At 61.4% G+C, this 25,569-nt stretch carries 26 protein-coding genes; 8 read left to right on the forward strand and 18 right to left on the reverse strand.

The features are described from left to right. The first annotated feature begins 47 nt into the window (after positions 1-47). On the forward strand, positions 48-1,193 hold the full coding sequence (locus tag ACXAC3_RS01390) for a CAP domain-containing protein (RefSeq protein ID WP_475154867.1): 1,146 nt from the start codon (positions 48-50) through the stop codon (positions 1,191-1,193). A 57-nt stretch (positions 1,194-1,250) separates the two neighbouring features. Here ACXAC3_RS01390 and ppk2 read toward each other — a convergent pair whose 3' ends face one another. Further along, on the reverse strand, positions 1,251-2,168 hold the full coding sequence (ppk2, locus tag ACXAC3_RS01395) for a polyphosphate kinase 2 (RefSeq protein WP_475154871.1): 918 nt from the start codon (positions 2,166-2,168) through the stop codon (positions 1,251-1,253). Positions 2,169-2,474: 306 nt separating this feature from the next. Beyond that, positions 2,475-2,933, reverse strand: coding sequence for an Lrp/AsnC family transcriptional regulator (locus ACXAC3_RS01400; protein ID WP_475154876.1), 459 nt, complete (start codon positions 2,931-2,933; stop codon positions 2,475-2,477). 136 nt (positions 2,934-3,069) lie between these two features. Between ACXAC3_RS01400 and ald the strand changes: the two genes are divergently transcribed. Continuing rightward, positions 3,070-4,188, forward strand: a complete 1,119-nt coding sequence (gene ald / locus ACXAC3_RS01405) for an alanine dehydrogenase (protein WP_475154879.1) — start codon at positions 3,070-3,072, stop codon at positions 4,186-4,188. A 190-nt stretch (positions 4,189-4,378) separates the two neighbouring features. Here ald and ACXAC3_RS01410 read toward each other — a convergent pair whose 3' ends face one another. Beyond that, the gene (locus tag ACXAC3_RS01410; RefSeq protein ID WP_475154883.1) at positions 4,379-5,203 is read right to left on the reverse strand and encodes a mechanosensitive ion channel family protein; all 825 of its coding nucleotides are present in this window, start codon (positions 5,201-5,203) and stop codon (positions 4,379-4,381) included. 198 nt (positions 5,204-5,401) lie between these two features. Between ACXAC3_RS01410 and ACXAC3_RS01415 the strand changes: the two genes are divergently transcribed. Next, positions 5,402-6,100, forward strand: a complete 699-nt coding sequence (locus ACXAC3_RS01415; RefSeq protein ID WP_475154887.1) for a glutathione S-transferase family protein — start codon at positions 5,402-5,404, stop codon at positions 6,098-6,100. A gap of 67 nt (positions 6,101-6,167) precedes the next feature. On the opposite strand, the gene ACXAC3_RS01420 is transcribed toward ACXAC3_RS01415, so the two are convergent. Both ACXAC3_RS01420 and ACXAC3_RS01425 read right to left on the reverse strand, forming a co-directional pair. Continuing rightward, positions 6,168-6,617: a YtoQ family protein gene (locus tag ACXAC3_RS01420; RefSeq protein WP_475154892.1), complete on the reverse strand. Its 450-nt coding sequence runs from the start codon at positions 6,615-6,617 to the stop codon at positions 6,168-6,170. Between the two features lie 88 nt (positions 6,618-6,705). Then, entirely contained in the window at positions 6,706-7,341 is a 636-nt protein-coding gene (locus tag ACXAC3_RS01425) for a class I SAM-dependent methyltransferase (protein ID WP_475154896.1), read from the reverse strand. 84 nt (positions 7,342-7,425) lie between these two features. On the opposite strand from ACXAC3_RS01425, the gene ACXAC3_RS01430 reads away from it, so the two are divergent. After that, positions 7,426-8,310, forward strand: coding sequence for a LysR family transcriptional regulator (locus tag ACXAC3_RS01430; RefSeq protein ID WP_475154902.1), 885 nt, complete (start codon positions 7,426-7,428; stop codon positions 8,308-8,310). A gap of 45 nt (positions 8,311-8,355) precedes the next feature. Here ACXAC3_RS01430 and pheT read toward each other — a convergent pair whose 3' ends face one another. From pheT to ACXAC3_RS01470, 8 genes are all read right to left on the reverse strand, one after another. Next, on the reverse strand, positions 8,356-10,752 hold the full coding sequence (pheT, locus tag ACXAC3_RS01435; protein ID WP_475154907.1) for a phenylalanine--tRNA ligase subunit beta: 2,397 nt from the start codon (positions 10,750-10,752) through the stop codon (positions 8,356-8,358). Between the two features lie 78 nt (positions 10,753-10,830). Then, positions 10,831-11,622 carry a CE1 family esterase gene (locus tag ACXAC3_RS01440; RefSeq protein WP_475154910.1) on the reverse strand — a complete coding sequence of 264 codons (792 nt, stop codon included), beginning with the start codon at positions 11,620-11,622 and terminating at the stop codon, positions 10,831-10,833. A 251-nt stretch (positions 11,623-11,873) separates the two neighbouring features. Then, positions 11,874-12,170, reverse strand: a complete 297-nt coding sequence (locus tag ACXAC3_RS01445) for a hypothetical protein (RefSeq protein ID WP_475154916.1) — start codon at positions 12,168-12,170, stop codon at positions 11,874-11,876. Positions 12,171-12,208: 38 nt separating this feature from the next. Further along, entirely contained in the window at positions 12,209-13,282 is a 1,074-nt protein-coding gene (pheS, locus tag ACXAC3_RS01450; RefSeq protein WP_475154921.1) for a phenylalanine--tRNA ligase subunit alpha, read from the reverse strand. Positions 13,283-13,364: 82 nt separating this feature from the next. Further along, positions 13,365-14,735 (reverse strand): glutamate--cysteine ligase, encoded by a 1,371-nt coding sequence (locus tag ACXAC3_RS01455; protein ID WP_475154926.1) that lies wholly within the window; start codon positions 14,733-14,735, stop codon positions 13,365-13,367. A gap of 64 nt (positions 14,736-14,799) precedes the next feature. After that, positions 14,800-15,327, reverse strand: a complete 528-nt coding sequence (locus ACXAC3_RS01460; protein WP_475154930.1) for a hypothetical protein — start codon at positions 15,325-15,327, stop codon at positions 14,800-14,802. Beyond that, positions 15,324-16,172 (reverse strand): GNAT family N-acetyltransferase, encoded by an 849-nt coding sequence (locus tag ACXAC3_RS01465; RefSeq protein ID WP_475154934.1) that lies wholly within the window; start codon positions 16,170-16,172, stop codon positions 15,324-15,326. The genes ACXAC3_RS01460 and ACXAC3_RS01465 overlap by 4 nt, the downstream gene beginning before the upstream one ends. Further along, a complete protein-coding gene (locus tag ACXAC3_RS01470; protein WP_475154937.1) occupies positions 16,169-16,894 on the reverse strand; it encodes a 16S rRNA (uracil(1498)-N(3))-methyltransferase in 726 nt (241 codons plus the stop codon). The genes ACXAC3_RS01465 and ACXAC3_RS01470 overlap by 4 nt, the downstream gene beginning before the upstream one ends. A 12-nt stretch (positions 16,895-16,906) precedes the next feature. Here ACXAC3_RS01470 and ubiA point away from each other — a divergent pair, with 12 nt between their 5' ends. From ubiA to ACXAC3_RS01485, 3 genes are all read left to right on the forward strand, one after another. Continuing rightward, on the forward strand, positions 16,907-17,869 hold the full coding sequence (ubiA, locus tag ACXAC3_RS01475; RefSeq protein WP_475154940.1) for a 4-hydroxybenzoate octaprenyltransferase: 963 nt from the start codon (positions 16,907-16,909) through the stop codon (positions 17,867-17,869). Between the two features lie 65 nt (positions 17,870-17,934). After that, positions 17,935-19,854, forward strand: coding sequence for an OmpA family protein (locus ACXAC3_RS01480; RefSeq protein WP_475154943.1), 1,920 nt, complete (start codon positions 17,935-17,937; stop codon positions 19,852-19,854). A 1-nt stretch (position 19,855) separates the two neighbouring features. Then, complete coding sequence (locus tag ACXAC3_RS01485) at positions 19,856-20,176, forward strand: hypothetical protein (protein ID WP_170327275.1); 321 nt, start codon at positions 19,856-19,858, stop codon at positions 20,174-20,176. Between the two features lie 2 nt (positions 20,177-20,178). Here the strand turns inward: ACXAC3_RS01485 and ACXAC3_RS01490 are convergent, their stop codons facing one another. From ACXAC3_RS01490 to pgsA, 3 genes are read right to left on the reverse strand one after another with little or no spacing between them, the layout of a single operon-like run. Beyond that, positions 20,179-20,622: a molybdenum cofactor biosynthesis protein MoaE gene (locus ACXAC3_RS01490; RefSeq protein WP_475154949.1), complete on the reverse strand. Its 444-nt coding sequence runs from the start codon at positions 20,620-20,622 to the stop codon at positions 20,179-20,181. A 4-nt stretch (positions 20,623-20,626) separates the two neighbouring features. Next, entirely contained in the window at positions 20,627-20,872 is a 246-nt protein-coding gene (gene moaD / locus ACXAC3_RS01495) for a molybdopterin converting factor subunit 1 (RefSeq protein WP_475154954.1), read from the reverse strand. 3 nt (positions 20,873-20,875) lie between these two features. Beyond that, entirely contained in the window at positions 20,876-21,544 is a 669-nt protein-coding gene (gene pgsA / locus ACXAC3_RS01500) for a CDP-diacylglycerol--glycerol-3-phosphate 3-phosphatidyltransferase (protein WP_475154957.1), read from the reverse strand. Between the two features lie 188 nt (positions 21,545-21,732). Between pgsA and ACXAC3_RS01505 the strand changes: the two genes are divergently transcribed. Further along, positions 21,733-22,617 carry a DMT family transporter gene (locus ACXAC3_RS01505; RefSeq protein ID WP_475154961.1) on the forward strand — a complete coding sequence of 295 codons (885 nt, stop codon included), beginning with the start codon at positions 21,733-21,735 and terminating at the stop codon, positions 22,615-22,617. Here the strand turns inward: ACXAC3_RS01505 and uvrC are convergent. Next, a complete protein-coding gene (gene uvrC, locus ACXAC3_RS01510; protein ID WP_475163318.1) occupies positions 22,614-24,488 on the reverse strand; it encodes an excinuclease ABC subunit UvrC in 1,875 nt (624 codons plus the stop codon). The genes ACXAC3_RS01505 and uvrC overlap by 4 nt on opposite strands. A gap of 290 nt (positions 24,489-24,778) precedes the next feature. Continuing rightward, positions 24,779-25,558: an SDR family oxidoreductase gene (locus ACXAC3_RS01515; RefSeq protein WP_475154964.1), complete on the reverse strand. Its 780-nt coding sequence runs from the start codon at positions 25,556-25,558 to the stop codon at positions 24,779-24,781. Between the last annotated feature and the right edge of the window lie 11 nt (positions 25,559-25,569).

A 25,569-nucleotide genomic window follows, 5' to 3' on the forward strand; every position in this document is an offset into this window, starting at 1 on the left:
CTTTTGGAGGCAGAATCATGTCAACGGCCAGCGACCTTGAAAGGCAAATGCTCGCATTGATTAATGCAGAGCGCGCGCAAGTCGGGCTCCCCCCTGTACATTTGGAACTCCGGCTCAACGATGCAGCCGAAGACCACAGTCAATGGATGTTGAACGTAGATCAGTTCAGTCACACCGGGGCCAGCGGATCCCAACCCTGGGACCGTATGGAAGACGCCGGGTTCAATTTTAGCGGCAGTTGGCGCGCGACTGAAAATATTGCGTGGCAAAGCGTTCGCGGAGCACCCGGTCTGTCCGACGATGTCCAGGATCTGCATAACAGCCTGATGAACAGCCCTGGACACAGGGCCAACATTCTGGACCCGAATGTCACAGTCGTCGGAATCGGAATCGAGGTTGGCAACTTCGACGGCTGGAACGCGATCATCGTGACGCAGAACTTTGCCAAGACTTCGGCGCCGTTGCAGTTGGACACCGGTGGATCGAATCAGGGTGGCGGCGGCGCAAATAACACCGGACCAGAGGTAGTCACTGCGGGCACAATTGGAACCGCGGCGGATGACTGGTTCGTTCTGCAAGCGGGACAAGCCGGCAAGCTGGAAGGTAAGGGCGGCGACGATATTCTTGTCGGCCAGAACCTGCGGGACATCCTGATTGGCGGCGGCGGAGAGGATGAGCTTACCGGGCGTGGCGGCAACGACTCCCTTCGCGGCGGAACCGGCAACGATACGATTAACGGCGGCGGCGGAAACGATGTCGTCAAAGGCCAGGGTGATAATGACCGGCTGATCGGCGCGGGTGGAAATGACCGCGCGTATGGCGGCTCGGGCGACGACTATGCGCATGGCGGCGCAGGCCGGGATATTCTGGCCGGTCAGGATGGCAATGACCGTCTGGTTGGCGCTGACGGCAATGACCGACTGATTGGCGGTAACGGAAATGATACCATGACCGGCGGCCAAGGCGCGGACGATTTTGTGTTTGCAACCGGCACCGACCTTGTAACCGATTTCTCGGGCAGGGATCAGATCAACTTGCGGTCCGCGCAGGGCATTACGGACTTTGCCGACCTGATGCAAAACCACATCACCCAGTCGGGCAGCGATGTCCATATTAGCGACAGTCTGGGAAATACGATGATCCTGGAAGACACTTTGCTAGCCAGCCTGGATAGCAACAGCTTTATCTTCTAAGGCAAACGCCCAATCAGAAATTCAGCAAATGCCCCCGATCCGGGGGCATTTTCCGTTTCAGAATATCTTTGGCACATGCAGTTCATCCGGCAGGATGCGCCGTTCGTATTCCGGGTTGTACCTGCGATCCGGCAGGTTGACCTTTTCCTGCGGCACATCCGTATAGGGGATCATGGTCAGCAAATGCTCGATACAGTTCAGGCGTTCACGTTTCTTGTCGTTGCCTTCAACAATGTACCAGGGCGCCTCAGGAATGTTGGTGCGGAAGAACATGTCTTCCTTCGCCTTGGTATAGGCCTCCCAGCGAATGCGCGATTCCAGATCCATCGGGGACAGTTTCCACTGTTTCATCGGGTCGTGAATGCGCATGAGGAATCGCAGCTGCTGTTCTTCATCGGTGATCGAGAACCAGTATTTCAGCAGGATGATGCCCGAACGGACCAGCATGCGTTCAAATTCGGGAACGTCCTGAAAGAACTGCTCAACCTGATCTTCGCTGGCAAATCCCATCACTCTTTCGACCCCGGCCCGGTTGTACCAGGACCGGTCGAACAGAACGATCTCGCCTGCTGCCGGCAGGTGCGGGACGTAGCGCTGGAAATACCACTGGCTCTGTTCCCGGCGGCTCGGTGCCGGCAGCGCCACCACGCGGGCAACCCGCGGATTCAGGCGCTGGGTGATACGTTTGATCACGCCCCCCTTACCGGCACTGTCGCGGCCCTCGAACAGGATGCAGACCTTGGCGCCGGTATGCTGCACCCAATCCTGCACCTTGATCAGTTCGGCCTGAAGGCGCAGCAGATTTCGAAAGTAGACCTTGCGGTCCAGCATGTCGGGATGCTGATCCTTGTAAATCTTGCGGATTTCCATTGAAAGCATGGGTTCGCTGAACTCGATTTCGAAATCCTCGTCCAGCGTGTCTTCCAACTCGGCTTCCAGCCAGTCTTTGGGGACGTCGTCGTTTTCGTAAGCCAAGGTCTTTTCCTTATCGTCTACCGGGTCCGGACCGTACAGGGCGAGTGTAACCGCCTGATGTCATCGGAAAAATTGATGACAACCCATTCCAACAGGAATCCGCCCAGAGCCGCAAAGTCAGGGCGATGCAAAACAGAGTTCGGTCGTCCCCCATATTTGGACCCGCAGGCGACAGGATACAACCGTCAGAATTGCCGCATTGCCAACGGGTTGGCGTTATTCCGCCTTGGCCCGGCACCTCATTGCACGCGTTGTCACGGTTCCGGAGCTCGCCGGACACCCAGCCATCAGAACGTCAGGGGCAGGTCACACAGGCAAAGCCGTGGTCTTGAACACCGTGCGCAATGCAAAGGAACTTTGCATTTGCGCCACCCCCGGCAGGCGCGACAGGTACTGGCGATGGATGCGAGCAAAATCCTCGGTGTTTTCGGCGACGACCTTCAGGATATAGTCCGCGGTTCCGGCCATCAGGTGGCATTCCAGAACGTCCGGAATGCGCGCGACCGCCTTTTCGAACGCATCCAGAACCTCTTCGGCCTGCCCCTGCAACGTGATCTCGACAAACACAGTTGTCGGCACGTTCATCTTGCGCGCGTCCAGCAGCGCGACATAGTTCCGGATAAACCCATCGGCTTCAAGCCGCTGCACCCGCCGATGACAGGCAGAGGGTGACAGATTCACCTGTTCGGACAGTTCCGCGTTTGACATTCGCCCGTTTCGCTGAAGGGCGGCCAAAATCTTTCTATCTGTCGTGTCGACGCTCATGCGCGCAAGTCCATTGCAAGTTCTTCACATTCTATCGAAGATTATCCCGAAGAAAAGCCTGTTTCCGGGCAGAGTTTCACAGAAATTGCACTGCCAATTGCACATAATTTGAGCAGTTTATAAACGGAGAGCCAAAATGAAAATCGGTTGCCCCAAGGAAATCAAGCCACAGGAATTCCGCGTCGGCATGACCCCCAATGCGGCTCAGGAGGCCGTTGCCCGCGGCCACGAGGTCATCATCGAGACCGGAGCCGGGCAAGGGTCCGGCTTTGACAACGATGCCTATATCGCCGCAGGCGCGCAGATCGTGGACACCGCGGCCGAAGTGTTCGCCACCGCGGACATGATCGTGAAGGTCAAGGAACCTCAGGCGGTCGAGCGCAAGATGCTGCGCGAAGGTCAACTACTGTTTACCTACCTGCACCTGGCACCGGATCCGGACCAAACTCACGATCTGCTGGCCTCGGGCTGTACCGCGATTGCCTATGAGACGGTGACCGACGAAACCGGCGGTCTGCCTTTGCTGGCGCCGATGTCCGAGGTTGCGGGCCGGCTGGCCCCGCAGGTCGGGTCGTGGACCTTGCAAAAGGCCAATGGCGGGCGCGGTGTCCTGATGGGCGGTGTGCCCGGTGTCGGGCCTGCGAAGGTTGTTGTCATCGGCGGCGGCGTCGTCGGCACGCATGCGGCGCAGGTTGCGGCCGGAATGGGCGCGGACGTTACCGTGCTGGATCGGTCCCTGCCCCGCCTGCGCTATCTGGACGATGTGTTCGGCCGCCAGTTCAAGAACCAGTATTCGACAGCCGGCGCGACGGCCGAGCTGATCCAGACCGCGGATATGGTGATCGGGGCGGTTCTGATCCCCGGCGCGGCAGCCCCCAAGCTGGTGACGCGGGCACAGCTGTCCACCATGAAACCCGGCGCGGTGCTGGTCGATGTCGCCATCGATCAGGGCGGATGCTTTGAAACCTCGAAGGCCACGACCCATGCCGAGCCGATCTACGAGGTGGATGGGATCATGCATTACTGTGTCGCCAATATGCCGGGCGCTGTTGCGCGCACCTCGACCATCGCGCTGGGTAACGCGACGATGCCCTTCATGCTGGCGCTGGCGGACAAGGGCTGGAAACAGGCCTGCCAGGACGACCCGCACCTGCTGGCCGGTCTGAACGTGCATGCCGGGCAACTGACCTACTACGCGGTCGGCAAAGCGCTGGGGCTCGACGTGGTTTCGCCCAATGTGGTGATAAAGTCCTGACCGCTCCCGCCTCTGAAAGCGCTCTTGCGCAAGAGCGCTTTCCAGCGTTGGGCCAGGCGCCGCACCTACGGCGCGGCGCGGTCGCGCCTGTGCAGACGGTTTCACAAGGGTAGCAGCGCCGCGCGATCAGCGCGGCGCCGGGCCCAACCGGAGGCGGGCATTTCAATGCCCGGCCAACGGGCAGGAGGCTTTACGCCTTTTTCTGAATTTCCACCGAATGCGGATAAGGGATCGAAACGCCCTTGTCGTCGAACGCCTCTTTCACCGCCTTGGTGACTTCGAATTTGACATCCCAGTAATCTGCCGCCGCACACCACAGCCGCGCGGTCAGGTCCACCGAGCTGTCGCCCAGATTGGTCACACGGACCCAGGGTTCCGGGTCGTCGTGGATGCGACTGTCCGATTGCGCGATCTCCAGAATGATCTGCATCGCCTCATCGGCGCTGTCGCCATAATCGATCCCAAAAACCAGATCGACGCGCCGCGTCTCATGGGCCGAATAGTTTGTGATGATCGACCCCCAGGATTGCCCGTTCGGGACGATGATCTGGACATTGTCCGGCGTCACCAGTTCGGTCGTGAACAGGTTCAGGTCCTTCACCGTTCCCGCAGTCCCGCCGATATCCACATACTGGCCCAGCTTGTAGGGGCGGAAGACAACCAGCATCACACCGGCGGCAAGATCGCTGAGCGTCCCCTGCAGTGCCAGACCGATGGCCAGAGATGCCGCACCCAGAATAGCGACGATGCTGGTGGCCTCGATCCCGAAGATACCCAGCACCGCAACCAGAACCATGGCCAGGATCGCCCATTTGACCAGGCTGGCAACAAAGTTTCCAAGCGTCTGGTCTATATGCGGCGTCGCATTGATCCGGCGGCGCGCCATGCCACCGATTGCACTGGCCACGATCCAGCCGGCGATCAAAACGATCAGCGCCTTCAACGCATTCATGATCAGCGGGGCATAGGCACCCACCTGTGTTACGACCTCATCCACGCGCATCTCCTTTCGCATAACACTCTTCCTGCATCGTCGCCGCAGGCTTTGCCCGAACCTTGGGCGATATCCGGCCTGCAATCCAGGTGTGAGATGCCCGGGTTTTCCCCGTTGTTCCAAATCACACAGGCCCTGACCGGGAATGCACATCTCAGACACTGGCAGGATCGCCCCTGCGCGCCTACCTTCTGAGGGCAGCCCAAAAAGGAGCGCCCCATGCTGGATATCACGTCCCATCCGATCACGGCCCGCTGGCCCGCGAAGTTCCCGGAAAAGATACAACTGTATTCCTATCCCACGCCGAACGGGGTCAAAGCCTCGATCATGCTGGAGGAAACCGGCCTGCCGTATGAAGCGCATCTGGTCACCCTTGCGGATGCCGACGTCAAAAGCCCGGAATTCCTGTCGCTGAATCCGAACAACAAAATCCCCGCCATCATCGACCCCGATGGCCCGGACGGAGAGCCCATCGGTCTTTTCGAAAGCGGCGCGATCCTGCTGTATCTGGCCGAGAAAAGCGGCAAGTTTCTGGGCAGGACCAAGGCGGATAAGCACAGTGTCACCCAATGGCTGATGTTTCAGATGGGCGGCGTTGGCCCGATGTTCGGCCAGCTTGGGTTCTTTCACAAATTCGCGGGCAGCGAGATCGAAGACCCCCGCCCCCGCGAACGTTATGTCAACGAGGCCAAACGCCTGCTGAACGTGCTGAACCAGCAGTTGGACGGTCAGGACTGGATCGCCGGTGACTACTCAATTGCTGACATGGCCATCGCGCCCTGGCTGCGCGGGTTGGATTTCTATGGCGCCAAGGAGCTTGTCGGCTGGGACGATCACACCAACCTGGGTGCGTATCTGGAGCGTTTTCTGGACAGGCCCGCCGTGCAGAAGGGCCTTGTGACGCCGCCACGGGACTGAGCAGGTTCATGAACTCGGCCGGGCCCGCGACCACCGAAGATCGCGGACCTGGTTGTTCTTACCGCAACTAACCGGGCAGCTTGCCGGTCAGCACATAACGCAGAACCTCGACCACCTGAGACGGGTGTTCCGCCACTGCCAGCGCGGCGGCGTCGACCTCTTTCAGCGCGTGCTGGTGATCCGGGCCGTGCAGGACGATCAGCGATTTGCCCAGCGCGGCGGCATAGCCCGCATCGAAGGCCGCGTTCCATTGTTTGTACTTGTCGCCGAACCGAACGACGACGACATCCGCGTCCGCGACGCCCTTACGGGTGCGGATCGCGTTGACCATCGCGCCCTTGTGGTCATGCCAGTAATTATTCGGTTCCGCGCCCAGAATGGCCACGCCGCAATCGTCGCTGGCCTCGTGATCGGTCACCGGGCTGCTGAACGTGATGTCCAGCCCGTTCGCCCCGTCGATGATCTGTTCGCGCCAATCGGTGTGGATTTCTCCGGAAAGATAGACATTCAGGCCCATGGCAAACTCCACTGTTGCTTCGGGGCCTGTTTAAGCCGCATTGGACCGCAGCCCAATGCGGAATGTGCAGAAAAGCCTGTGACGGATATCAAATCTTGCGGGCGACCAGGTACCGCGACGGTGGCGTGGCCGGAAAATTCCCGCATTCGATCACCTCGAACCCGGCATTGGTCACAGCGGCTTCCAGAGTTTCGACATTGAACAGATTGACATATGGCGCTTTGCCCAAGAACTGCATCAACGGCAGCATGAGCTTGAGAAGTCCAAACTTGAAGCCCAAGCCGCCCTCGGCAAGACATGGCGTTTTGGAGATGAACAAGCCGCCCAGGGACAGTTGCGCGTGAATGTCCGCAAAGACACTTTCGATATCCGACGCAAGGTGGAACAGGTTGAAACCAAGTATGGCGTCATAAGTCTGCCCATCATTGGGCCTGGTGATATCAATTGTTCTGAACGAAATATTGTCGAGCCCTTCCGCCTTCGCCTTCTCGCGGCCAATCTCCAGCATGGCTTCGGAGAAATCGCTGGCGGTTATGTGGGCGACCGAAGGCGCAAGCAGCAGCGCCGTTGAACCCGTACCGCAGCCAAGTTCCAGAACCTTTTGGCCCTTGGACAGGTAGGAGCGTGTCCGGCCCAGAGTGTATTCATAGGACTCCACGTCGCGGATCGGCGAGCGCGAATATTTCGCGGCGATACCGTCCCAGAAAGTTGCAGCTGTTGTCATGGTCGATCTCCTTTGCGCGCAAAGTATTCATGCATGGATCGAATATAAATTGCCGAAATTCGCAGAGCGCTTATACATATTTGCATGACCGATCTGGGCGAGTTCGACTGGAATCATATCCGTGCCTTTCTGGCGACAGCCGAAACCGGAACGTTTTCCGCCGCCGCGCGGCAACTGGGGCAAACGCAACCGACACTCAGCCGCCAGATCGCCGCGCTGGAAGAGGATCTGGGCGTGATGCTGTTCGAACGCGTCGGTCGCGCGCTTGAGATCACTCAGGCCGGCCTGGAGCTGCTGGACCACACCCGCACTATGGGCGAGGCCGCCAATCGCATCGCGCTGACTGCGTCAGGTCAGGCGCAGTCGATCGAAGGCCGGGTCCGGATCACTGCCAGCGACGTGATGTCCGCCTATTTCCTGCCGGATATGTTGCGCGAAATCCGGGCGCAGGCGCCGCGCCTGCGGATCGACGTCATAGCCTCGAACGACATCCGTGACCTGATGCGGCGCGAGGCCGATATCGCGATCCGGCATGTCCGCCCCGATCAGCCGGATCTGATCGCCAGGCTGGTGCAGGAGGCGTCGGGCCATTTCTACGCCACCACCGAATATCTGAACCGCGCCGGGCGCCCCACATCCAAACGCGCCCTGTCACGACATGAGTTCATCAGCTTTGGCGGCACCGACCAGATGATTGCCTATCTGAAGCCGCTTGGCATCCACCTGACGGGCGACAATTTCCGGCTGGGGTCGCAAAACGGGATTGTGGCCTGGGAATATGCCAAGCAGGGCTTTGGCATAGCGCCGATGTCGCAGGTGATCGGCGACGCGACCCCCGGCGTCGAACGGGTGCTGCCCGGGATGGAGGCCATCAGCTTCCCGATCTGGCTGACCACCCATCGCGAGTTGCACACCAGCCGCCGTATCCGGCTGGTCTATGATCTGCTGGCCGAGTTTCTGTCGAAATGAAAAACGCGCCCGAAGGCGCGTTGTTCCGATCGTATCGTGCAAGAATTAGCCGCGCAGTACGCCGCCAGTGGCTTTGGTGACCTTGGCGATGATCTTCTCGGCCACAGCCTCGATGTCTTTTTCCTTCAGCGTCGCGTCGGTCGGCTGCAGGCGCACAGTGATGGCCAGGGATTTCTTGCCTTCGCCCAAGCTGCCACCGATGAATTCGTCAAAGACGCGCACATCCTCGATCAACGCCTTGTCGGCCCCTGCTGCGGCATTCACCAGTGTCAGCGCCTCGACATCGGCATCGACGACAAAGGCAAAGTCACGCTCGACCGCCTGCAGATCGCGCAGTTCCAGCGCGGCCCGGGTCGCCCCCGACTTGCGGGGCAAAGGCACCTCGTCCGGCCAGATGGTGAACGCCATCGCCGGGCCCTTGATGTCCATCGCCTGCAACACGCGCGGGTGCAGTTCCCCAAATACGCCCAGCACCTTTTTCGGACCCAGACAAATCCTGCCGTGACGGCCCGGATGCCACCAGGCATCACCGTCGCGCAGAATCTGCACCTTGGCGGGCGCGCCGATGGCGGCCAGAACCGCCTCGGCATCGGCCTTGACGTCGAACACATCGACCGGGCGCGAGGCGCCATGCACGTCCTTGGGCCCATTGCGGCCCACCAGCAGGCCGGTGATCTGGGTTTTCTGGTCGCCGGGCTCGCCATCGTGGAAGACCGGGCCGACCTCGAACAGCGCGACATCCGCATAGCCGCGCGCCTGATTACGGGCGGCAGCCTGCAACAAGCCGGGCAGCAGATCGGGGCGCATATGGCTCATCTCGGAGGAAATCGGGTTTTCCAGCTGAGTCGCCTCGTCCCCGCCACCAAACAGCGCCGCCGCGGCCTGATCGATGAAAGTGTAGGAGACACATTCATTGTACCCCAGTGCCGCGCAAGTGCGCCGCGCCATCGACTGACGGCGCTGTGTCGGGGTCATCACCGGTTTCGGGATGCCGTCGGTTACGCGCGGCAGCGGTTTGCCCTGCAGCTTGGTCAGCGACGCAATCCGCGCGACCTCTTCCACCAGGTCGGCCTCGCCCATGATATCCGGACGCCAACTGGGCACATGCGCCATCTCGCCTTCCAGGCGGAAGCCAAGGCGCGTGAGGGTCTGGCGCTGCTCACTTTCGGGAATATCCATCCCGACCAGCGACTGCACCCGCTCGGCATCCAGCTTGAAAGCACGGGAATGGTTCGGTGCCTTGCCGGCCTGAACCACATTCGAGGCTTCGCCGCCGCAGATATCCAAAATCATCTGCGTCGCGTGTTCCAGCCCTTCCAGCGTGTATTCCGGGTCCACCCCGCGTTCGAACCGGTACCGCGCATCCGAGTTGATCTTAAGCGCCCGGCCCGTCAGTGCAATCTGCACATGATCCCAGAACGCGCTTTCCAGAAAGACATTCACGGTATCCTCGGTGCAGCCGGTCGCCTCACCCCCCATGATGCCGGCAATGGATTCGGGGCCTTCGTCATCGGAAATCACCATCATGCCGGGCTGCAGGGTGTATTCCTTCTCGTCCAGGGCCACCAGCGTTTCACCGCCCTTGGCGCGGTGGACCCGCAGGTTGCCGCGCACCTTGTCCGCATCGAACACGTGCAGCGGCCGGTTATGGTCGAAAGTCATGTAGTTGGTGATGTCCACCAGTGCGGAGATCGGGCGCAGACCGATGGCTTTCAACTGATCCTGCAACCATTGCGGGCTGGGACCGTTCCTGACGCCTTTGATCAGACGACCGGTGAAATGCGGCGCACCGTCCAGTGTATCCTCGTCGATGGTCACCTTGATCGGGCTTTCGAAATCACCCGGCACCGGCACATAGTCACGCTCTTTCAACGTACCCACCCCGCGCGCCGCCAGATCACGCGCGATGCCAGCCACGCCCAGCGCATCGGGGCGGTTCGGCGTAATTGCGATCTCGATCATCGGGTCGACCTTGGATGGCTCATTCTCGGCCAGCCAGTCGACGAACCGGTCACCGACCTCGCCCGAGGGCAGTTCGATGATGCCGTCATGTTCATCCGACAGCTCCAGCTCGCGCTCGGAGGCCATCATACCAAAGCTTTCGACGCCGCGGATCTTGCCGACACTTATGGTCAGGTCCAGACCGGGGATATACATGCCCGGCTTGCAGACCACGACCGTAATGCCTTCGCGCGCATTGGGGGCACCGCAGATGATCTGCAACTCGCCCTCATCCGTTTCGACCTTGCAGACGCGCAGCTTGTCGGCATCCGGGTGTTTCTCGGCATGTTTTACGTAACCGAGGGTAAATTCCCCGAGCCGGTCCGCCGGATTCACGATCTCTTCGACCTCAAGCCCGAGATCGGTCAGAGCTTCGGCAATCTCATCAACCGAGGCGTCAGTGTCGAGGTGGTCTTTCAGCCAGGAAAGGGTGAATTTCATTGCACGGGGCCTTTTTTGGCAAACAATCGGTCGGCACAGGCAATGGCAAAGATTGCGCCAAGGTGCAAGCGCTGCGCGTCAGGGATAGGTGGGTGTGCGACCCAAAAGCTCGTCCAGTTGCCAGCCGATCCAGCCGTGGGGGATAAAGTGGCCACCCGGATGCGTGTCCAGCGTCACGCGACCGGTGGCGCAATCGGTCCATTCCACGCGGCTGAGGGTCAGGAACGGCTTTACGCTCCAATCCCCGCGCGGGGTCGCGCCGTTGCAATGGAACTTCTCGCGCCACAGCGCCACCGGATAGGTCATGTCACCGCCTGGGCCAAAGGGGAAATCCATCACTCTGTCATCCGTGCCATGCACATGCCGCACCTGAGCCGGGGCCTGCGGGCAGTCTTCGGTCTGACGGATCGACCCGGCGATGGCCAGCAGCGCCGCCGCCCTGTTCCCCGACTGGCAAACATAGCGCCACGCCATCGCGCCGCCATAGGAATAGCCCGAGACATAGATGCATTGGCGGTCAACGGGATAGCGCGTGGCAACGTCCGCCAGCACCTTGTTGGCAAAACCCACGTCGCCGGTGTCAGAAGTCCAGAAATCCCAGCTTTTGCGCAACCCGTTCGGGGCCACCAGCAGCACGCCGCGCAGCTTTGTCGCCCCGGCGATGCGTTCGTGATTGACCACCACATCCCCCTGCCGCGCCCATCCGTGGAAATGCAACAGCACCGGCAGAGGCGTTTCGCCATCCCACCCGTCCGGCTCCAGCACATGATACGAGCGGTCGCCCAGCGGGCAGGCGATATCGCCATGGCAGCCATTTGCAGCAGCTTGGAACGGGAGGAGAAACAACAGGCAGGTCAGAATCCGGAACATAGGTCGGAGCCTACCCGGCTTGCGCCGCAAGTCACGTCACAACCCCGTGGGAGTGTGTAACAAGCCGCGCCATCGCCAGACCGCGGGGTGGCGATCCTCGGGCCGTAGTGGGCAGTTTATGCTGGCCAAATCCGAGTGCTGTTCGAGCGTTGAACTGGCGGGAACAAATCGCCAGCCCGTGCGGGCGGTCTGGCGATAGCGCGGCGGCCTATCGGCCTTTGCTCCGCGTCATTATTTCGAAACGAGTGCCGTTAACCCCATCCCATCACTTTTGAGAGAGCAATTATCGCCAAAGATGAACCTACGCCTTTGATTATTTCATAGGCTTCTTTTGGCGCGGCATTTCGAAGCTTCTTCCAAGTCTCTGGTCTTTCAATTGCCTCCACAGCATCGTGACCAAGCGGTGTTAGCCGATATCCGTGCCGGCCCTTCTCGGCGACCAAACCTTCATCCATCAAAAGATCAAGATGATGGTCGAGTTTGAATTCTTCATCGCTTGGATTCAATACCAACTCGTGCAGGATAATTCCTGTTCGACTGGATTGCATTTCTAGTAACAACTCTCTGGTGTAGTCCCGGTCTCGCTTCACCGCGACAAGCCACCATGCAGGTTCGGCATGTCCAGCGCTGCAAACCCGTAGTGCCTCAGCCAGCGCAGGTCTGAATCAAAAAACGCCCGCAGGTCAGGAATGCCGTATTTCAGCATCGCCAGACGGTCGATGCCGATGCCAAAGGCAAAGCCCTGATAGACCTCGGGGTCGATACCACCGGCGGCAATGACCTTAGGGTGGACCATGCCCGAGCCCAGAATCTCCATCCAGTCGTCGCCCTCGCCGATCTTCAACTGACCATTATCCCAGGAACAACGGATATCGACCTCGGCCGACGGCTCGGTGAAGGGGAAGTGCGAGGCGCGGAAGCGCAGTTCTACATCGTCGACCTCGAAGAACGCTTTCACGAACTCTTCCAGAACCCATTTCAGGTTCGCCATCGAGATGTCCTTGTCGATGGCCAGCCCCTCGACCTGATGGAACATCGGCGTGTGGGTCTGGTCATAATCGGCGCGGTAGACGCCGCCCGGGCAGATCACGCGGATCGGCGCGCCCTGCAGCTCCATCGAGCGAATCTGCACTGGCGAGGTATGGGTCCGCAGCACGTGCGGCGGGCGATTGTCGCCTTCGGCGCGGCGCATATAGAACGTGTCCATCTCGGCCCGCGCGGGGTGGTGGCCGGGGATGTTCAGGGCGTCGAAGTTATGCCAGTCGGTCTCGATCCGCGGTCCTTCGGCCACCGAGAAGCCCAGTTCGGCAAAGATCGCGGTCAGTTCCTCGGTCGCCTGGCTGACCGGGTGGATCGAGCCCTGACGGCGCGCCCGGGTCGGCAGGGTGACGTCCAGCCATTCGGTGCGCAAACGCTCATCAAGTGCTGCATCGGCCAGCGCGGATTTCTTGGCGGTCAGGGCCGAGTTGATCTCGTCCTTCAGGGCGTTCAGGGCGGGGCCTGCGACCTGACGTTCCTCGGGCGTCATCTTGCCCAGTTCGCGCATTTTCAGCGCGACTTCGCCCTTTTTGCCCACGGCGGCGACGCGGATTGCCTCAAGCGCGTTTTCGTCGCCCGCATCGGCGATCTGCCCCAGATATTTTGCCTTTAGATCGTCCATGACGCTTTCCGAAACTGGCCTCTGAATTGGTCTGGAACCTGCTATCGGTCAATCCCTGCGAATGCAAGCCGGACGGGTCCGATCAATAGCTGTATTCGGGATAAATCCGGGTCAGGTCACCTTGCCAGTCTCCGTTGTAGCGATCCAGCAATTCATCCGCCGGAACCTGTCCGGTCTCGATGCTGTCCTTCAGCGCGTTCAGGAAATGGGTTTCATCGGGCACCAGCCCACCCGCGCCGGGGAAAGCGCGGGATTTCAGCCCGGCTTCGGCGATCGAGACCACCTCGCGCGCCAGATCGTGCATCCTGATCTCGCCGACCCGGGCCTGCAACCCTTCCTGCGCCGCACCAACGCGCAGCGCTTCGCGGGTTTCCGCATCCCAGCCCTTGACCAGATCCCAGGCCGCATCCAGCGCGCCCTGATCATAGGTCAGACCCACCCAGAATGCGGGCAGCGCACACAGACGCCGCCAGGGGCCGCCGTCGGCACCGCGCATTTCCATGAATTTCTTGATCCGCGCCTCGGGGAAGGCGGTGGTCAGGTGATCGGCCCAGTCGGACAGCGTCGGCGTCTCGCCCGGCAGCGCGGGCAGCTTGCCCTTCAGGAAGTCGCGGAAGGACATGCCCAGCGCGTCGATATATTGCCCGTCGCGATAGACGAAATACATCGGCACATCGAGCGCATATTGCACGTAGCGTTCAAAGCCAAATCCCTCTTCGAACACGAAAGGCAGCATGCCGGTGCGGGCATCGTCCAGATGCCGCCAGATATAGCTGCGCCAGCTTTTCTGGCCGTTCACCTTGCCTTCGAAGAACGGAGAATTCGCAAACAGCGCCGTTGCCACAGGTTGCAATGCCAGCGCCACGCGCAGTTTCTGCACCATGTCGGCCTCGGACCCAAAGTCGATATTGACTTGAACGGTGCAGGTCCTGCGCATCATGGCACGACCCATGGTGCCGACCTTCTGCATATAGTCGTTCATCAGCCGGTAACGCCCCTTGGGCATCAGCGGCATCTGGTCATGGGTCCAGATCGGGGCCGCGCCCAGACCGATGAAGCCCACACCGATCTCATCGGCGATGTCCTTCACCTCGCGCAGATGGGTGTTTACCTCGTCGCAGGTCTCGTGAATGGTTTCCAGCGGAGCACCCGACAGCTCCAGCGCGCCGCCCGGTTCCAGGCTGACATTCGCACCATCTTTCTCCAGACCGATCAGATGACCCGCTTCGCGCACCTCGCCCCAGCCGTGACGGTCGCGCAGCCCTTCCAGCACCGCCACGATGGACCGGGTGCCCTCGAACGGCAGCGGTTTCAGGGTGTCCTTGCAATAGCCGAACTTCTCATGCTCGGTGCCGATGCGCCAATCCTGTTTGGGCTTGCAGCCCGATTCCAGATATTCGGCAAGTTGCTCGTGGCGTTCGATCGGTCCGCCGCCAGACTGGGGAATGGACATGAACCGTGCTCCGATCCTGATGTGTCTCTTGTTGGGTCAGTCGTGGTCGGAAACCGCGTCAGTGTCAATGCAGGCGGGCGTGCGGCGGCCGCATCGGGTGGCGCTCCCAGATCACCACCGGATGCGGCGATCCGCCGTTCAGTTCCGCCAGCATTTGCTCGGTTTTCAGCCCCGGCAGGGCCGAGAACACATCAAACAGCGCTTCTGCCCCTTCTGCATTCACAGGAATGTGAAGCGTCGGCTGACCCGGCTGGTCCAGCACCCAAAGCGCCGGGTTCGAGGTCGGGTCCAGCGCCAGACGCTCAATCTCGCGGGTGGCGATCATGCCGCCGTCCAGCGGACCGAGATAGGTGATCTGCCCTTCGTCAATCGTGACGACGCCGGGACCACCGGTGCCGGTGCGAAACCGGGCGCGCTGAACCCCGATGACGGCAAGGGCAACTGAGACCAGGACAAGTACCCAGCCCAGCCAGCCCAGCAACCCGCCGGGGCCGCTGATCCAGCTGAGGCCGACAAGCAAAACGGCTGCGGCCACCAGAACCTCGCGCCAGCGCCACAGGGCCAGTTTGGCCTCGGGTCGGATGAAACTCATGCTGTGTCTCCGGGGTTGGTGAACAGGATCAGCGAATACTGACCCGCCGGTTTAAATCCGATGGCCCGATAGGCCCGCGCGGCAGCTTCCGTTGCGGCGAACAGAACCGCGCGCGCAGCACCTCTGTCGCGGGCTTCACGCAGATGCAGGGCCACTGACAAGCGGGCATAGCCGTTCCCGCGCAGCGCGGGCGGGGTGTAGACGCCACCGATCTGAACGACCTCGGGCAAGCGGGCATTGAACCCGGTCACTCCCACCGGCTGGCCATCCACCAGCAAGGCCCGGTGCGAATCACGTTCGAGATAGGCCGCAACATCCTTTCTTGCCTGCTGCCGCGCCCGGTCGGCATTGAAATCCATCGCTTCGGTCAGATAGCTCTGGCGCCAGTTTTCGGCCAATGTCCGGTCAAGTTGGCCCAGCGGCACCAATTCCGCCCCGGCGATGTCGGGCACGATCATCTGGGACAGATCCAGCGTGAAACCGGGCTCATCGCTGTTCAGGGTTGCGGGCCTGTCCTCCCAGCCGGCAAGGCGCATGATCCGGCGGGCCTGCGTGGCCTCGGCGGCGAGGCCGAACAGGTTGCGACCGCGGATCAGGTTGATCGCGTCCGTCAGATCCTGATCGGAACAATCCGGGCATTGCGGCAGGACCATACCTTCATTGGTGATGGCAAAGACAGCACGGGGACCGTCACCCAGCACCCAGGCATTCACCGCGCGCGGATCAGAGCCCCGCAATCCGAAATCCCGCAGATTTGCCAGCGGAAACATCGAGGTCTGGATGTGCCGGGACAGAAACCTGTCGATATCCGGCACGTCCCCTTCCTGCGCCAGCCGCCAGGTCACGACCAGTCCCCCAAGGCCTGTTGCCACATGGTAAGCGCCGCAACGGCCGCGGTATCCGCGCGCAGGATGCGCGGGCCAAGACTGACCACATGGGCAAAGGGCAATCCGCTCAACCGTGCGCGTTCGCGTTCGGAAAACCCGCCCTCCGGCCCGATGAGAATGGCCCAGGGCTGGCCTTTGTCCTGCGCCGCCAGACGCAGGGCCGAGCCTACTTCGGCCTCATTGCAGAACATCAGCTGCCGGTCGTCGGGCCATGCATCCAGCACCCGGTCGAGCCGTTGCAGGTCAGCCACCTCGGGCACAAATGTCCCGCCGCATTGCTCGGCCGCCTCAACCGCGTGGGCTTGAAGCCGATCCTGACGGATGCGTTCGGAGTTGGTGTATTCCGTCTGCACCGGCATGATCCGTGCTGCGCCCATTTCCGCCGCCTTTTCAACGATGAAGTCGGTGCGCGCCTTTTTGATCGGGGCGAACAGGAACCACAGATCGGGCGGCAGTTGCAGCACCTTGGTCTGCTTCTGACAGGTCAGCGCCCCGCCGCGCTTGCCCGCCTCGGCCACCTCTGCCAGCCATTCGCCGTCCCGCCCGTTGAACAGAGCCACCTGCCCGCCCACGGCCAGACGCATGACACCGAACAGGTAATGCGCCTGCTCGCGCGTCAAAGGAACCGATTGCCCCTGACCCAGAGGGTGCTCTACATACAGTCTGATCTTTGCACTCATGAGACCTTACATATGCAAGGCAATGCCCCAACACCAGACGGTCAGGTCGCCGATGCCGTCAGCGGCAACTGGGTCGACACCCACGCGCCTGCCTTCGCGCGTCCCTACCTGCGTCTCAGCCGCGCAGACCGGCCCATCGGCACCTGGCTTTTGCTGATTCCCTGCTGGTGGGGTCTGGCGCTGGCCATCCTCAGTGACGGCGCGCCCCGGTGGGAGGATCTGTGGATCGCCATCGGCTGCGCCGTCGGGGCCTTTCTGATGCGCGGCGCAGGCTGCACCTGGAACGACATCACCGACCGGGACTTTGACGGGCAGGTCGAACGGACCCGGTCGCGCCCGATACCCTCGGGTCAGGTCAGCGTGCGGCAGGCGGTGATCTGGATGGGCCTGCAATGTCTGCTGGCGCTGCTGATTCTGCTGACGTTCAACCGGGCAGCCATCGCCATGGGCGTGCTGTCGCTGCTGCCGGTGACGATCTATCCCTTTGCCAAGCGGTTCACCTGGTGGCCGCAGGTGTTTCTGGGGCTGGCCTTCAACTGGGGCATCCTGCTGGCCTGGGCCGCCCATAGCGGCACCGTGGGGGTTCCGGCTATCACCCTGTATCTGGCCGGCATCGCCTGGACGCTGTTCTATGACACGATCTACGCCCATCAAGACGTCGAGGATGACGAGCTGATCGGCATCAAATCCACCGCCCGGCTGTTTGGCACCGATACTGCAAGGTGGCTGAAGTACTTCCTTGTGGCCACGGTCGCCCTGATGGGGCTGGCCATCATTGACGCGGCAACGACTCAGGCGTCGGTCATCGCACTGGTGATTGCGCTGGGCGGACCCTGGGCGATGGGCTGGCACATGGCATGGCAATTGCGCGGTCTGGACATCGAGGACAACGCGAAACTGCTGCAACTTTTCCGCGCCAACCGGGACACTGGCCTTATTCCGCTGATCTTCCTCTGCGTCGCTTTGCTGCTCTGATTGCACCTCGGCGCGGGCCTCTGTAAGAGTTCTGCTCAACCGCCTGAGGAGTCGATTGCCCGCACATGCGCCTGCCCTATTTCTTTGCCGTTGCCCTTATTTTCCTCGTGTCGGCCGGGCTGTGCCTGCTGGCGGCCAGCTTTGCGGTGACGAAGGTGGAAGAGACCTCGGAATTTGCCGTCCGGCGCGCGCTGGACCTGAAAGGGCATGACTGGGCCGAGGTCCAGTCCGACGGGTTGCGGGTGGTTCTGACCGGAACTGCCACGGACGAAGCGACACGGTTCAACGCGCTGACGGCGGCCGGAACCGAAGTCGACACCTCGCGCGTGATCGACGAGATGCAGGTGGCCCCGACAACACGTCTGGCCGCCCCCCGGTTTTCCGCCGAAATCCTGCGCAATGACAGTGGTATTTCCGTCATCGGTCTGGTCCCGGCCAGCGAGGATCGCGACGCGCTTATGGACCGGCTGAAGACCCTGGACGGCGACGCGCAGGTCTCGGACCTGATGGAAACCGCCGACTATCCCAAGCCCAAGGGGTGGGACGAGGCGATCAGCTATGCGACCGAGGCGCTCGCCCGGTTGCCCCGCGCCAAGATTTCCGCCAGCCCGGGCCTGGTGCGGATCACCGCGATTGCTGACAGTCAGCAGGAAAAGGAAAGGCTGGAGCAGGAACTGACCCGCGCCGCGCCGCCAAGCCTGCGGATCGGTCTGGCCATCTCGGCCCCGCGGCCGGTGATCACGCCCTTTACCCTGCGCTATCTGATCGACGAGGACGGCGGGCAGTTCGATGCCTGTTCCGCGCAGGATGAAAAGGCCCGCGATGCCATCATCGCCGCTGCGCAAGCGGCGCGCCTGACAGGCCCCTACTCCTGCACCATCGGTCTTGGCGTACCATCGCCCCGCTGGTCCGAGGCCGCCACGCTGAGCATCGGTGCCTTGTCGGAAATCGGTCAGGGATCGGTTACGATCTCGGATGCGGATATCACACTGGCGGCGGCGCAGGGAACCGATGCCGGGACCTTTGACCGCGTGATCGGAGAGCTTGAAAATGCGCTGCCCGATGTCTTTGCCCTGCACGCGATATTGCCCGAGCCGGAAACCGAAACGCAAACCGGCCCGCCCGAGTTTTCGGCCACGCGCAGCCCCGAAGGGCTGGTACAGATGCGTGGACGTGTGGGCGGCGAAACCCAGCGCGACATGATCGACAGCTATGCCCGCGCGGCTTTTGGGTCCGAGCAGGTCCACACCGCAACCCGAAGCGCCCCCGATCTGCCTGCCAACTGGCCGGTGCGGGTTCTGGCCGGGCTCGAAGCGCTGTCGCAATTGCATAACGGTGCTCTGACGGTCACGCCCGACGATGTGATGCTGAGCGGTGTCAGCCACGATCCCAAAACGCGGGCGCATATCGCGGGGCTGCTGTCGGACAAGCTGGGCGATGCGCAGGAATTCACCCTGTCGATCACCTATCAGGAACCGCCCGAACCCGCCGACAAACTGCCTGATCCCGAGGTCTGCGAGGAGCGCATTGCCGACGTTCAGGCCGGCGGCAAGATCGCGTTCGAGCCGGGCTCGGCCACTGTTGCCGCGGATTCGCGGGATACGGTTAACCGGATCGCTGACATTCTGCGTGAATGCGGACCGATCCGGATGGAAATTCAGGGTCATACCGACAGCCAGGGCCGGGAAGAGATGAACCAGCAGCTCAGCCAGGCGCGGGCGCAGTCCATTCTGAACGAGCTGCGCGGCCGTCGCGTGCCGACCGCCAGCTACTCGGCCGTGGGCTATGGCGAAACGCAGCCCATTGCCGATAACGGCACCGAAGAAGGCCGGGAAGAGAACCGGCGCATAGAGTTCCATCTAATCCGGCCGGAACCGCTAACCAATACGGAAACCGGACTGGAGGCAATGGAAGCCCAGTCAGAACCGACAGAAGCCGAACAACCGGACGCGACCGCACCGGACGCGGAAGCAGGGGATCAGTAAGTTGAACAGAATCGAATTCATCATCGCCACCGCCATCATCCTGTTCGCGGCCTTCTGCATGGGCTGGTTCGCCAACTGGCTGGCGCATCGTTTGTCGCGCGTCCGTCAAAGCGACGTGGCCGATCTGGACCGCATGAGCCAGGAACTGCACGAGGCCGAAGAAACCCGCGATCAGGCGATCACCTATCTGCAACAGCGCGAGGCGGAACTGACCAACCAGCTGACCCAGGCCGAGGCCGAACTGGCGGCGGCAATGGACGGTCTGCGTGCCGCCCGGCAAGAGGCCGAGGAACTGCGCGGGCGCATCAACAACGCCGACTGACGCTACCAACGGGTCAGCGCGTCTTCGTCTTCGTCCTTAGCAGCCACCCATTCGGCACCGGATGAGGTGATTTCCTTTTTCCAGAACGGCGCGCGGGATTTCAGGTAATCCATCAGGAATTCCGCCGCCTCGAACGCGTCCTTGCGATGCCGCGCGGCGGTGGCAACCATCATGATCCGATCCCCGGGCGCCAGACGCCCGTGCCGATGGATTACCAGCACATCCCCCAGCGACCAGCGCTGCTGCGCCTCTTCGGCAATCCTCGTCAGCGCTTGTTCGGTCATGCCCGGGTAATGTTCGATCTCCATCACGTCCAGATCCCCCGAAGCCAGATCGCGCACAATGCCGGTGAAGGTCACAATCGCGCCGTTGGCCGCGTCACCCAAGGCAAATGCATTGGCTTCCGCGCCCAGATCGAACTCTTCTTCCTGAACCGCGATGCGCATGGCCTCAGCCGCCGGTCATGGGCGGGAAAAACGCAACCTCGCGCACCCCGGCCAGAGGGGCATCAAAATCCGACAATTCCTGATCCAGCGCGACGCGCAGCGCCGAAAGATCGGCAAAGGCCGCGGCATAGCGGTCTTCGCGCGCGCTGAGTTCGGCCACCAGATCTGACACCGTGGCAGCCCCGGTTTCGACCCGCTCTTTCGGCAAGCCGATCCGTTCACGCACCCAGGCAAAATACAGAACGTCCATCCCTTAGCTCTCCTTCAGATGGGGCATGGCTTTACGTAGGTAGTCATAGCCGGTGATCAATGTCAGCGTCGCGGCAATCCACAGCAGCCACAGACCGATCCGACCCGACCAGAACATCCCTTCCAGATGCCAGCGCACGCCGGTCAGGTCCTCGACTTCGCCAGTCAGAATCTGATCAATGATCGTAGCGTCCATGCCGAATGTGGCCATCACGAAATAATGTTCGAATATCCCTTGCGAGAAGAGAATGGCAATCGCCACCATCTGCGCGGTGGTCTTCCACTTGGCCAGCTTGGTCACCTTCAGCGTCCCGGCCACATCGCCCAGATATTCGCGCAGGCCCGACACAAACACCTCGCGAAACAGGATCACGGTGGCCGGCAACACCAGCCACGGTGTCCAGTGTTCGGCGGAATAGCCCACAAGGATCATCAGCGCGATTACCACCATCGCCTTGTCCGCAATGGGGTCCAGCATCGCCCCGATCTTTGTTTCCTGCTTCCACGCGCGCGCCAGATAGCCGTCGAACCAGTCAGTGATCGCGGCGGACAGAAACAGGATCAGGGCAAACCAATCCGCATAGGGGCGGGTGAAATACAGAAACATAACGGCCAGACCGGGTGCCGCCAGCAGGCGCAGAACGGTCAGAATATTGGGCAGGTTCCATTTCATGGTTTGACACTACATCGCCGGTTCGGGACAGAAAAGACGGCCAGTCAAAAAACTGACCCGATCACAGGCAGTTGCGGCACCGGCGGTCAAAGGGTCGCAGCGCGTCGATTGCCGCCAGATACAGCTTGGCGCAGGGGCGCTTTGGCGTCAGATTGGCGCACGGCCCGGCCCAAAAGCGATTGCAACGAATGACAGCCCATATTCAGACAGACCCCCGGTCAAACCTGATCGGCAGCGGATGGATGATCGCCGCAATGGCGCTGTTCGCGCTGGAAGACGCGTTTTTGAAAAGCGCCTCGGCCACCTTGCCGATCTGGCAGGTTCTGGTCCTGTTCGGTGCGGGCGGCGCGGCGATATTTGCCGCCGCGGCAATGGTACGGGGCACCCGGCTGTTTCAGCCGGACGTGCTGTCGCGCCCGATGAAAGTGCGGGTGCTGTTCGAAATCCTTGGACGGCTGTTCTACGTGCTGGCCATCGCGCTGACACCGCTGTCGGCTGCAACCGTCATCCTGCAGGCGACCCCTTTGGTCGTGGTCGCAGGCGCAGCGCTGTTCTTTGGCGAAACCGTCGGGTGGCGCCGGTGGAGCGCAATTCTGATCGGTATGATCGGCGTTGTCGTCATCATCCAACCGACAGGGGACAGTTTTTCCACCCTGTCGATCCTGGCCGTTCTGGGCATGTTGGGATTCGCCGGGCGCGATCTGGCCAGCCGCGCGGCCCCGGCCTCGCTGGGGACCGAGGTGCTAGGGTTCTACGGCTTTCTCTGCATCGTCGTCGCGGGCATCGCCTATCGCTTTTGGGAGGCCGCGCCGCTTGCGCCGTTGACGCCTCAGGTCAGCCTTCACATGGCCGGGGCCATCCTCATGGGCACTGTTGCCTATGCGTCGCTGATGAAAGCCATGCGCACCGGAGAGGTCTCGGCCGTCACACCGTTCCGGTATTCCCGCCTGCTGTTCGGCATCGGGCTGGGGGTTTTTCTGTTTGACGAGCGGCTGGACCAGACCATGTGGATCGGCAGCGCGCTGATCGTGGCCTCGGGGCTTTACATTCTGTGGCGCGGACGGCGGGTTTAGCCCTTGTCGTGGAAGAAATCGTAAACCTTCTGCGCCAGCCCTGCGGAAATCCCTTCGACCGCTTTCAGATCGGCCAGATTGGCCCGGCTGACAGCCTTGGCACTGCCGAAATGGGTCAGAAGTGCCCTCTTTCGCGCGGCGCCCACACCCGGAATTTCGTCCAGTGGCGTCGCGCCAACCGCCTTGGCCCGTTTGGCGCGATGGGTGCCGATCGCAAAGCGGTGCGCCTCGTCCCGTAGCCGCTGAATGAAATACAGCACCGGATCGTTGCGTTTCAGCGCAAAGGGGCGCTGGCCGATGCGGTGAAACTCTTCCTTGCCGTGATCCCGGTCGACACCCTTGGCAACGCCGATCATCGGAATGTCCTCGACCCCATGCGCCTGCATGATCTCATGCACCGCGCTCACCTGCCCGGCGCCGCCGTCAATCAGCAGCAGATCGGGCCACATACCTTTGTCGCGGTCCGGGTCTTCCTTTTGCAGACGGGTGAAGCGGCGGGTCAGGACTTCTTTCATCATGCCGAAATCGTCGCCGGGGGTCAGGTCGTCGCCACGGATGTTGAATTTGCGATAGGCGTTTTTCATGAACCCTTCGGAGCCGGCGACGATCATGCCGCCGACGGCGTTGGTGCCCTGAATATGGCTGTTGTCGTAAACCTCGATCCGGCCCGGCGGGCTGTCCAGATCAAACGCTTCGGCCACACCCCGCAACAGCTTGGCCTGCGTGGCGCTTTCAGACATGCGCCGGGCCAGCAACTCACGGGCATTGCGCAACGCGCCCGCCACCAGTTCCTGTTTCTCGCCTCGCTGAGGCACCAGGATTTCAACCTTGCGCCCGGCTTTTTCGGTCAACGCCTCCTGCATCAGATCGGCGTTTTCGATGGCGTCTGACAGGATCAACTGCCGGGGCGGTTCCTTGTTGTCGTAGAACTGGCCAAGGAAAGCCTCCATCACCTCGGCCGCCGCGACATCCGGCCCCACGCGCGGATAGAAGTCCTTGTTCCCCCAGTTCTGGTTGGCGCGGATGAAGAACACCTGAACGCAGGCCTGCCCGCCATCCATATAAAGGCCGATCACATCCGCCTCGGCCACGCTACGCGGATTGATGCCCTGAGAGGTCTGCACCTGCGTCAGCGCCCGGATACGGTCGCGCAGGCCGGCGGCGCGTTCGAACTCCATCGCCTCGGAGGCGGCCATCATCTGTTCGGCCAAATCCTCCTGCACCTTGGTCGAGCGGCCCGACAGGAACCGCTCTGCATCCTTGACGCTGTCGCGGTAATCGCCTTCCGAGATCAGCCCGACACAGGGCCCGGAACACCGCTTGATCTGATAGAGCAGGCAGGGCCGTGTGCGGCTGTCAAACATGGAATCCGAGCAGTTGCGCAACAGGAACGCCTTCTGCAACTGGTTCAGCGTCCGGTTCACCGCACCCGCACTGGCGAAGGGACCGAAATAGGCCCCTTTTTCCTTTTTGGCCCCCCGATGTTTCTTGATCTGGGGAAAAGCGTGATCCTTGGCGACCAGGATATTCGGAAAGCTCTTATCGTCGCGCAGCAGCACGTTGTATTTCGGCTTGAGCTGCTTGATCAGGTTCTGTTCCAGCAGCAGCGCCTCGGTCTCGGTGCGTGTGGTCAGGAACATCATCGAGGCGGTCGCGGCGATCATCTTCTCGATCCGCCCGGAATGGCCGGGACGCGCATAGTTCGACACCCGCGCCTTCAGGTTCCGCGCCTTGCCGACATACAAAACCCGACTGTCGCCATCCAGCATCCGGTACACACCGGGCGAGCTGTCCAGCGTCTTCACATAGCGCTGAATGCAGGCATAGCCGGTGGGCTGGGTGTCAGAAGTTGATTCGTCGCGGGTGGTCATGGGCCTGAGATATGATTCTCTGACCATGGCTGCAATCTTGAGCGCCTCAGTTCAAGAGAAAACAAATCCACCGTTTCTGTGGATAAGTGTGCAGATAAGTTTTGGGGCATCGCGATTTTCCCTTAATTCATTAAGGATTCCTTGATTTGCACAAAAAATAGGCACTACTGCAATACATTGTTTTTAAATGTTATTTTTTCCTACACAAGACAAGTGTATGAAAAAAAAGACAATTTTGTAACGGACAGGTAACGGCGTCGAGAGCGGTGCAAAACTTGCACCGGATTCACCTATTCAACGCCCAGAACGTCCGGCGTCTGCCAGCCCAGATGTTGCCCGCCATCCACGCATAAAAGCTGCCCGGTGACGGCATGGGCATCCAGAAAATAGCCCAGCGCGGCGGTGATATCCGACGGGTTGGCACCGCGCTCCAGCACCGTGTTCGCGCGCTGTGCCCTGAAATGCGCCGCGCTCTGCCGGTGGCCCTGCATGGTGGGACCCGGTCCGATGGCGTTGACGCGGATCGCCGGTGTCAGCGCTTGCGCCGCAGTGCGCGTCAGCGCCCACAGACCCATTTTGGCAATGGTGTAGGACATGAATTCGGGCGTCAGCTTGCGCACCCGCATGTCCACCATGTTGACGATCAGACCGGTGGCGACCGGTTCGCCATCCGGGTCAACAGCCGGTTCCAGCCCCTGCCCGGCCATGGCCTGCGTCAGCACGAAAGGTGCGCGCAGGTTGCTGTCCAGGTGACGATCCCAGCTTTGGCGGGTCGCCGTGCGGATGTTGTCATATTCAAAGATCGAGGCGTTGTTGACCAGGCAGGTGATCGGACCGCCCAGAGCCTCTGCCGCGCGGGGCAGCAGGGTTTCAACCTGCGCTTCGTCCAGCAGATCGGCCTGCAACGCAACCGCCTTGCGCCCCATGGCCTGAACCTCGGCCACGGTTTCCTGTGCGGGTTCGCGGGACGTTGCGTAGTGGACTGCCACATCATAGCCCCGCTGTGCAAGATAAAGCGCCATGGCGCGGCCAAGGCGAATTCCGGCTCCGGTCACCAATGCTCGGGTCATGACGGCTCCTT

The organism is Ruegeria sp. ABV4_181 (genome assembly GCF_056158465.1).

What these genes read in the sequence shown, in the direction of transcription:
- ACXAC3_RS01430 (WP_475154902.1), top strand. Translation starts at nt 7,426, where the DNA reads ATGACCGATCTGGGCGAGTTCGACTGGAATCATATCCGTGCCTTTCTG.
- pheT (WP_475154907.1), bottom strand. Translation starts at nt 10,752, where the DNA reads ATGAAATTCACCCTTTCCTGGCTGAAAGACCACCTCGACACTGACGCC.
- ACXAC3_RS01480 (WP_475154943.1), top strand. Translation starts at nt 17,935, where the DNA reads ATGCGCCTGCCCTATTTCTTTGCCGTTGCCCTTATTTTCCTCGTGTCG.
- pheS (WP_475154921.1), bottom strand. Translation starts at nt 13,282, where the DNA reads ATGGACGATCTAAAGGCAAAATATCTGGGGCAGATCGCCGATGCGGGC.
- ACXAC3_RS01410 (WP_475154883.1), bottom strand. Translation starts at nt 5,203, where the DNA reads ATGCGAAAGGAGATGCGCGTGGATGAGGTCGTAACACAGGTGGGTGCC.
- moaD (WP_475154954.1), bottom strand. Translation starts at nt 20,872, where the DNA reads ATGGACGTTCTGTATTTTGCCTGGGTGCGTGAACGGATCGGCTTGCCG.
- ACXAC3_RS01415 (WP_475154887.1), top strand. Translation starts at nt 5,402, where the DNA reads ATGCTGGATATCACGTCCCATCCGATCACGGCCCGCTGGCCCGCGAAG.
- ACXAC3_RS01455 (WP_475154926.1), bottom strand. Translation starts at nt 14,735, where the DNA reads ATGTCCATTCCCCAGTCTGGCGGCGGACCGATCGAACGCCACGAGCAA.
- ACXAC3_RS01420 (WP_475154892.1), bottom strand. Translation starts at nt 6,617, where the DNA reads ATGGGCCTGAATGTCTATCTTTCCGGAGAAATCCACACCGATTGGCGC.
- ald (WP_475154879.1), top strand. Translation starts at nt 3,070, where the DNA reads ATGAAAATCGGTTGCCCCAAGGAAATCAAGCCACAGGAATTCCGCGTC.
- ACXAC3_RS01425 (WP_475154896.1), bottom strand. Translation starts at nt 7,341, where the DNA reads ATGACAACAGCTGCAACTTTCTGGGACGGTATCGCCGCGAAATATTCG.
- ACXAC3_RS01445 (WP_475154916.1), bottom strand. Translation starts at nt 12,170, where the DNA reads ATGCAATCCAGTCGAACAGGAATTATCCTGCACGAGTTGGTATTGAAT.
- pgsA (WP_475154957.1), bottom strand. Translation starts at nt 21,544, where the DNA reads ATGAAATGGAACCTGCCCAATATTCTGACCGTTCTGCGCCTGCTGGCG.
- ACXAC3_RS01515 (WP_475154964.1), bottom strand. Translation starts at nt 25,558, where the DNA reads ATGACCCGAGCATTGGTGACCGGAGCCGGAATTCGCCTTGGCCGCGCC.
- ACXAC3_RS01490 (WP_475154949.1), bottom strand. Translation starts at nt 20,622, where the DNA reads ATGCGCATCGCGGTTCAGGAAGAAGAGTTCGATCTGGGCGCGGAAGCC.
- uvrC (WP_475163318.1), bottom strand. Translation starts at nt 24,488, where the DNA reads ATGACCACCCGCGACGAATCAACTTCTGACACCCAGCCCACCGGCTAT.
- ACXAC3_RS01460 (WP_475154930.1), bottom strand. Translation starts at nt 15,327, where the DNA reads ATGAGTTTCATCCGACCCGAGGCCAAACTGGCCCTGTGGCGCTGGCGC.
- ACXAC3_RS01400 (WP_475154876.1), bottom strand. Translation starts at nt 2,933, where the DNA reads ATGAGCGTCGACACGACAGATAGAAAGATTTTGGCCGCCCTTCAGCGA.
- ACXAC3_RS01470 (WP_475154937.1), bottom strand. Translation starts at nt 16,894, where the DNA reads ATGAGTGCAAAGATCAGACTGTATGTAGAGCACCCTCTGGGTCAGGGG.
- ubiA (WP_475154940.1), top strand. Translation starts at nt 16,907, where the DNA reads ATGCAAGGCAATGCCCCAACACCAGACGGTCAGGTCGCCGATGCCGTC.
- ACXAC3_RS01505 (WP_475154961.1), top strand. Translation starts at nt 21,733, where the DNA reads ATGACAGCCCATATTCAGACAGACCCCCGGTCAAACCTGATCGGCAGC.
- ACXAC3_RS01440 (WP_475154910.1), bottom strand. Translation starts at nt 11,622, where the DNA reads ATGTTCCGGATTCTGACCTGCCTGTTGTTTCTCCTCCCGTTCCAAGCT.
- ACXAC3_RS01390 (WP_475154867.1), top strand. Translation starts at nt 48, where the DNA reads ATGCTCGCATTGATTAATGCAGAGCGCGCGCAAGTCGGGCTCCCCCCT.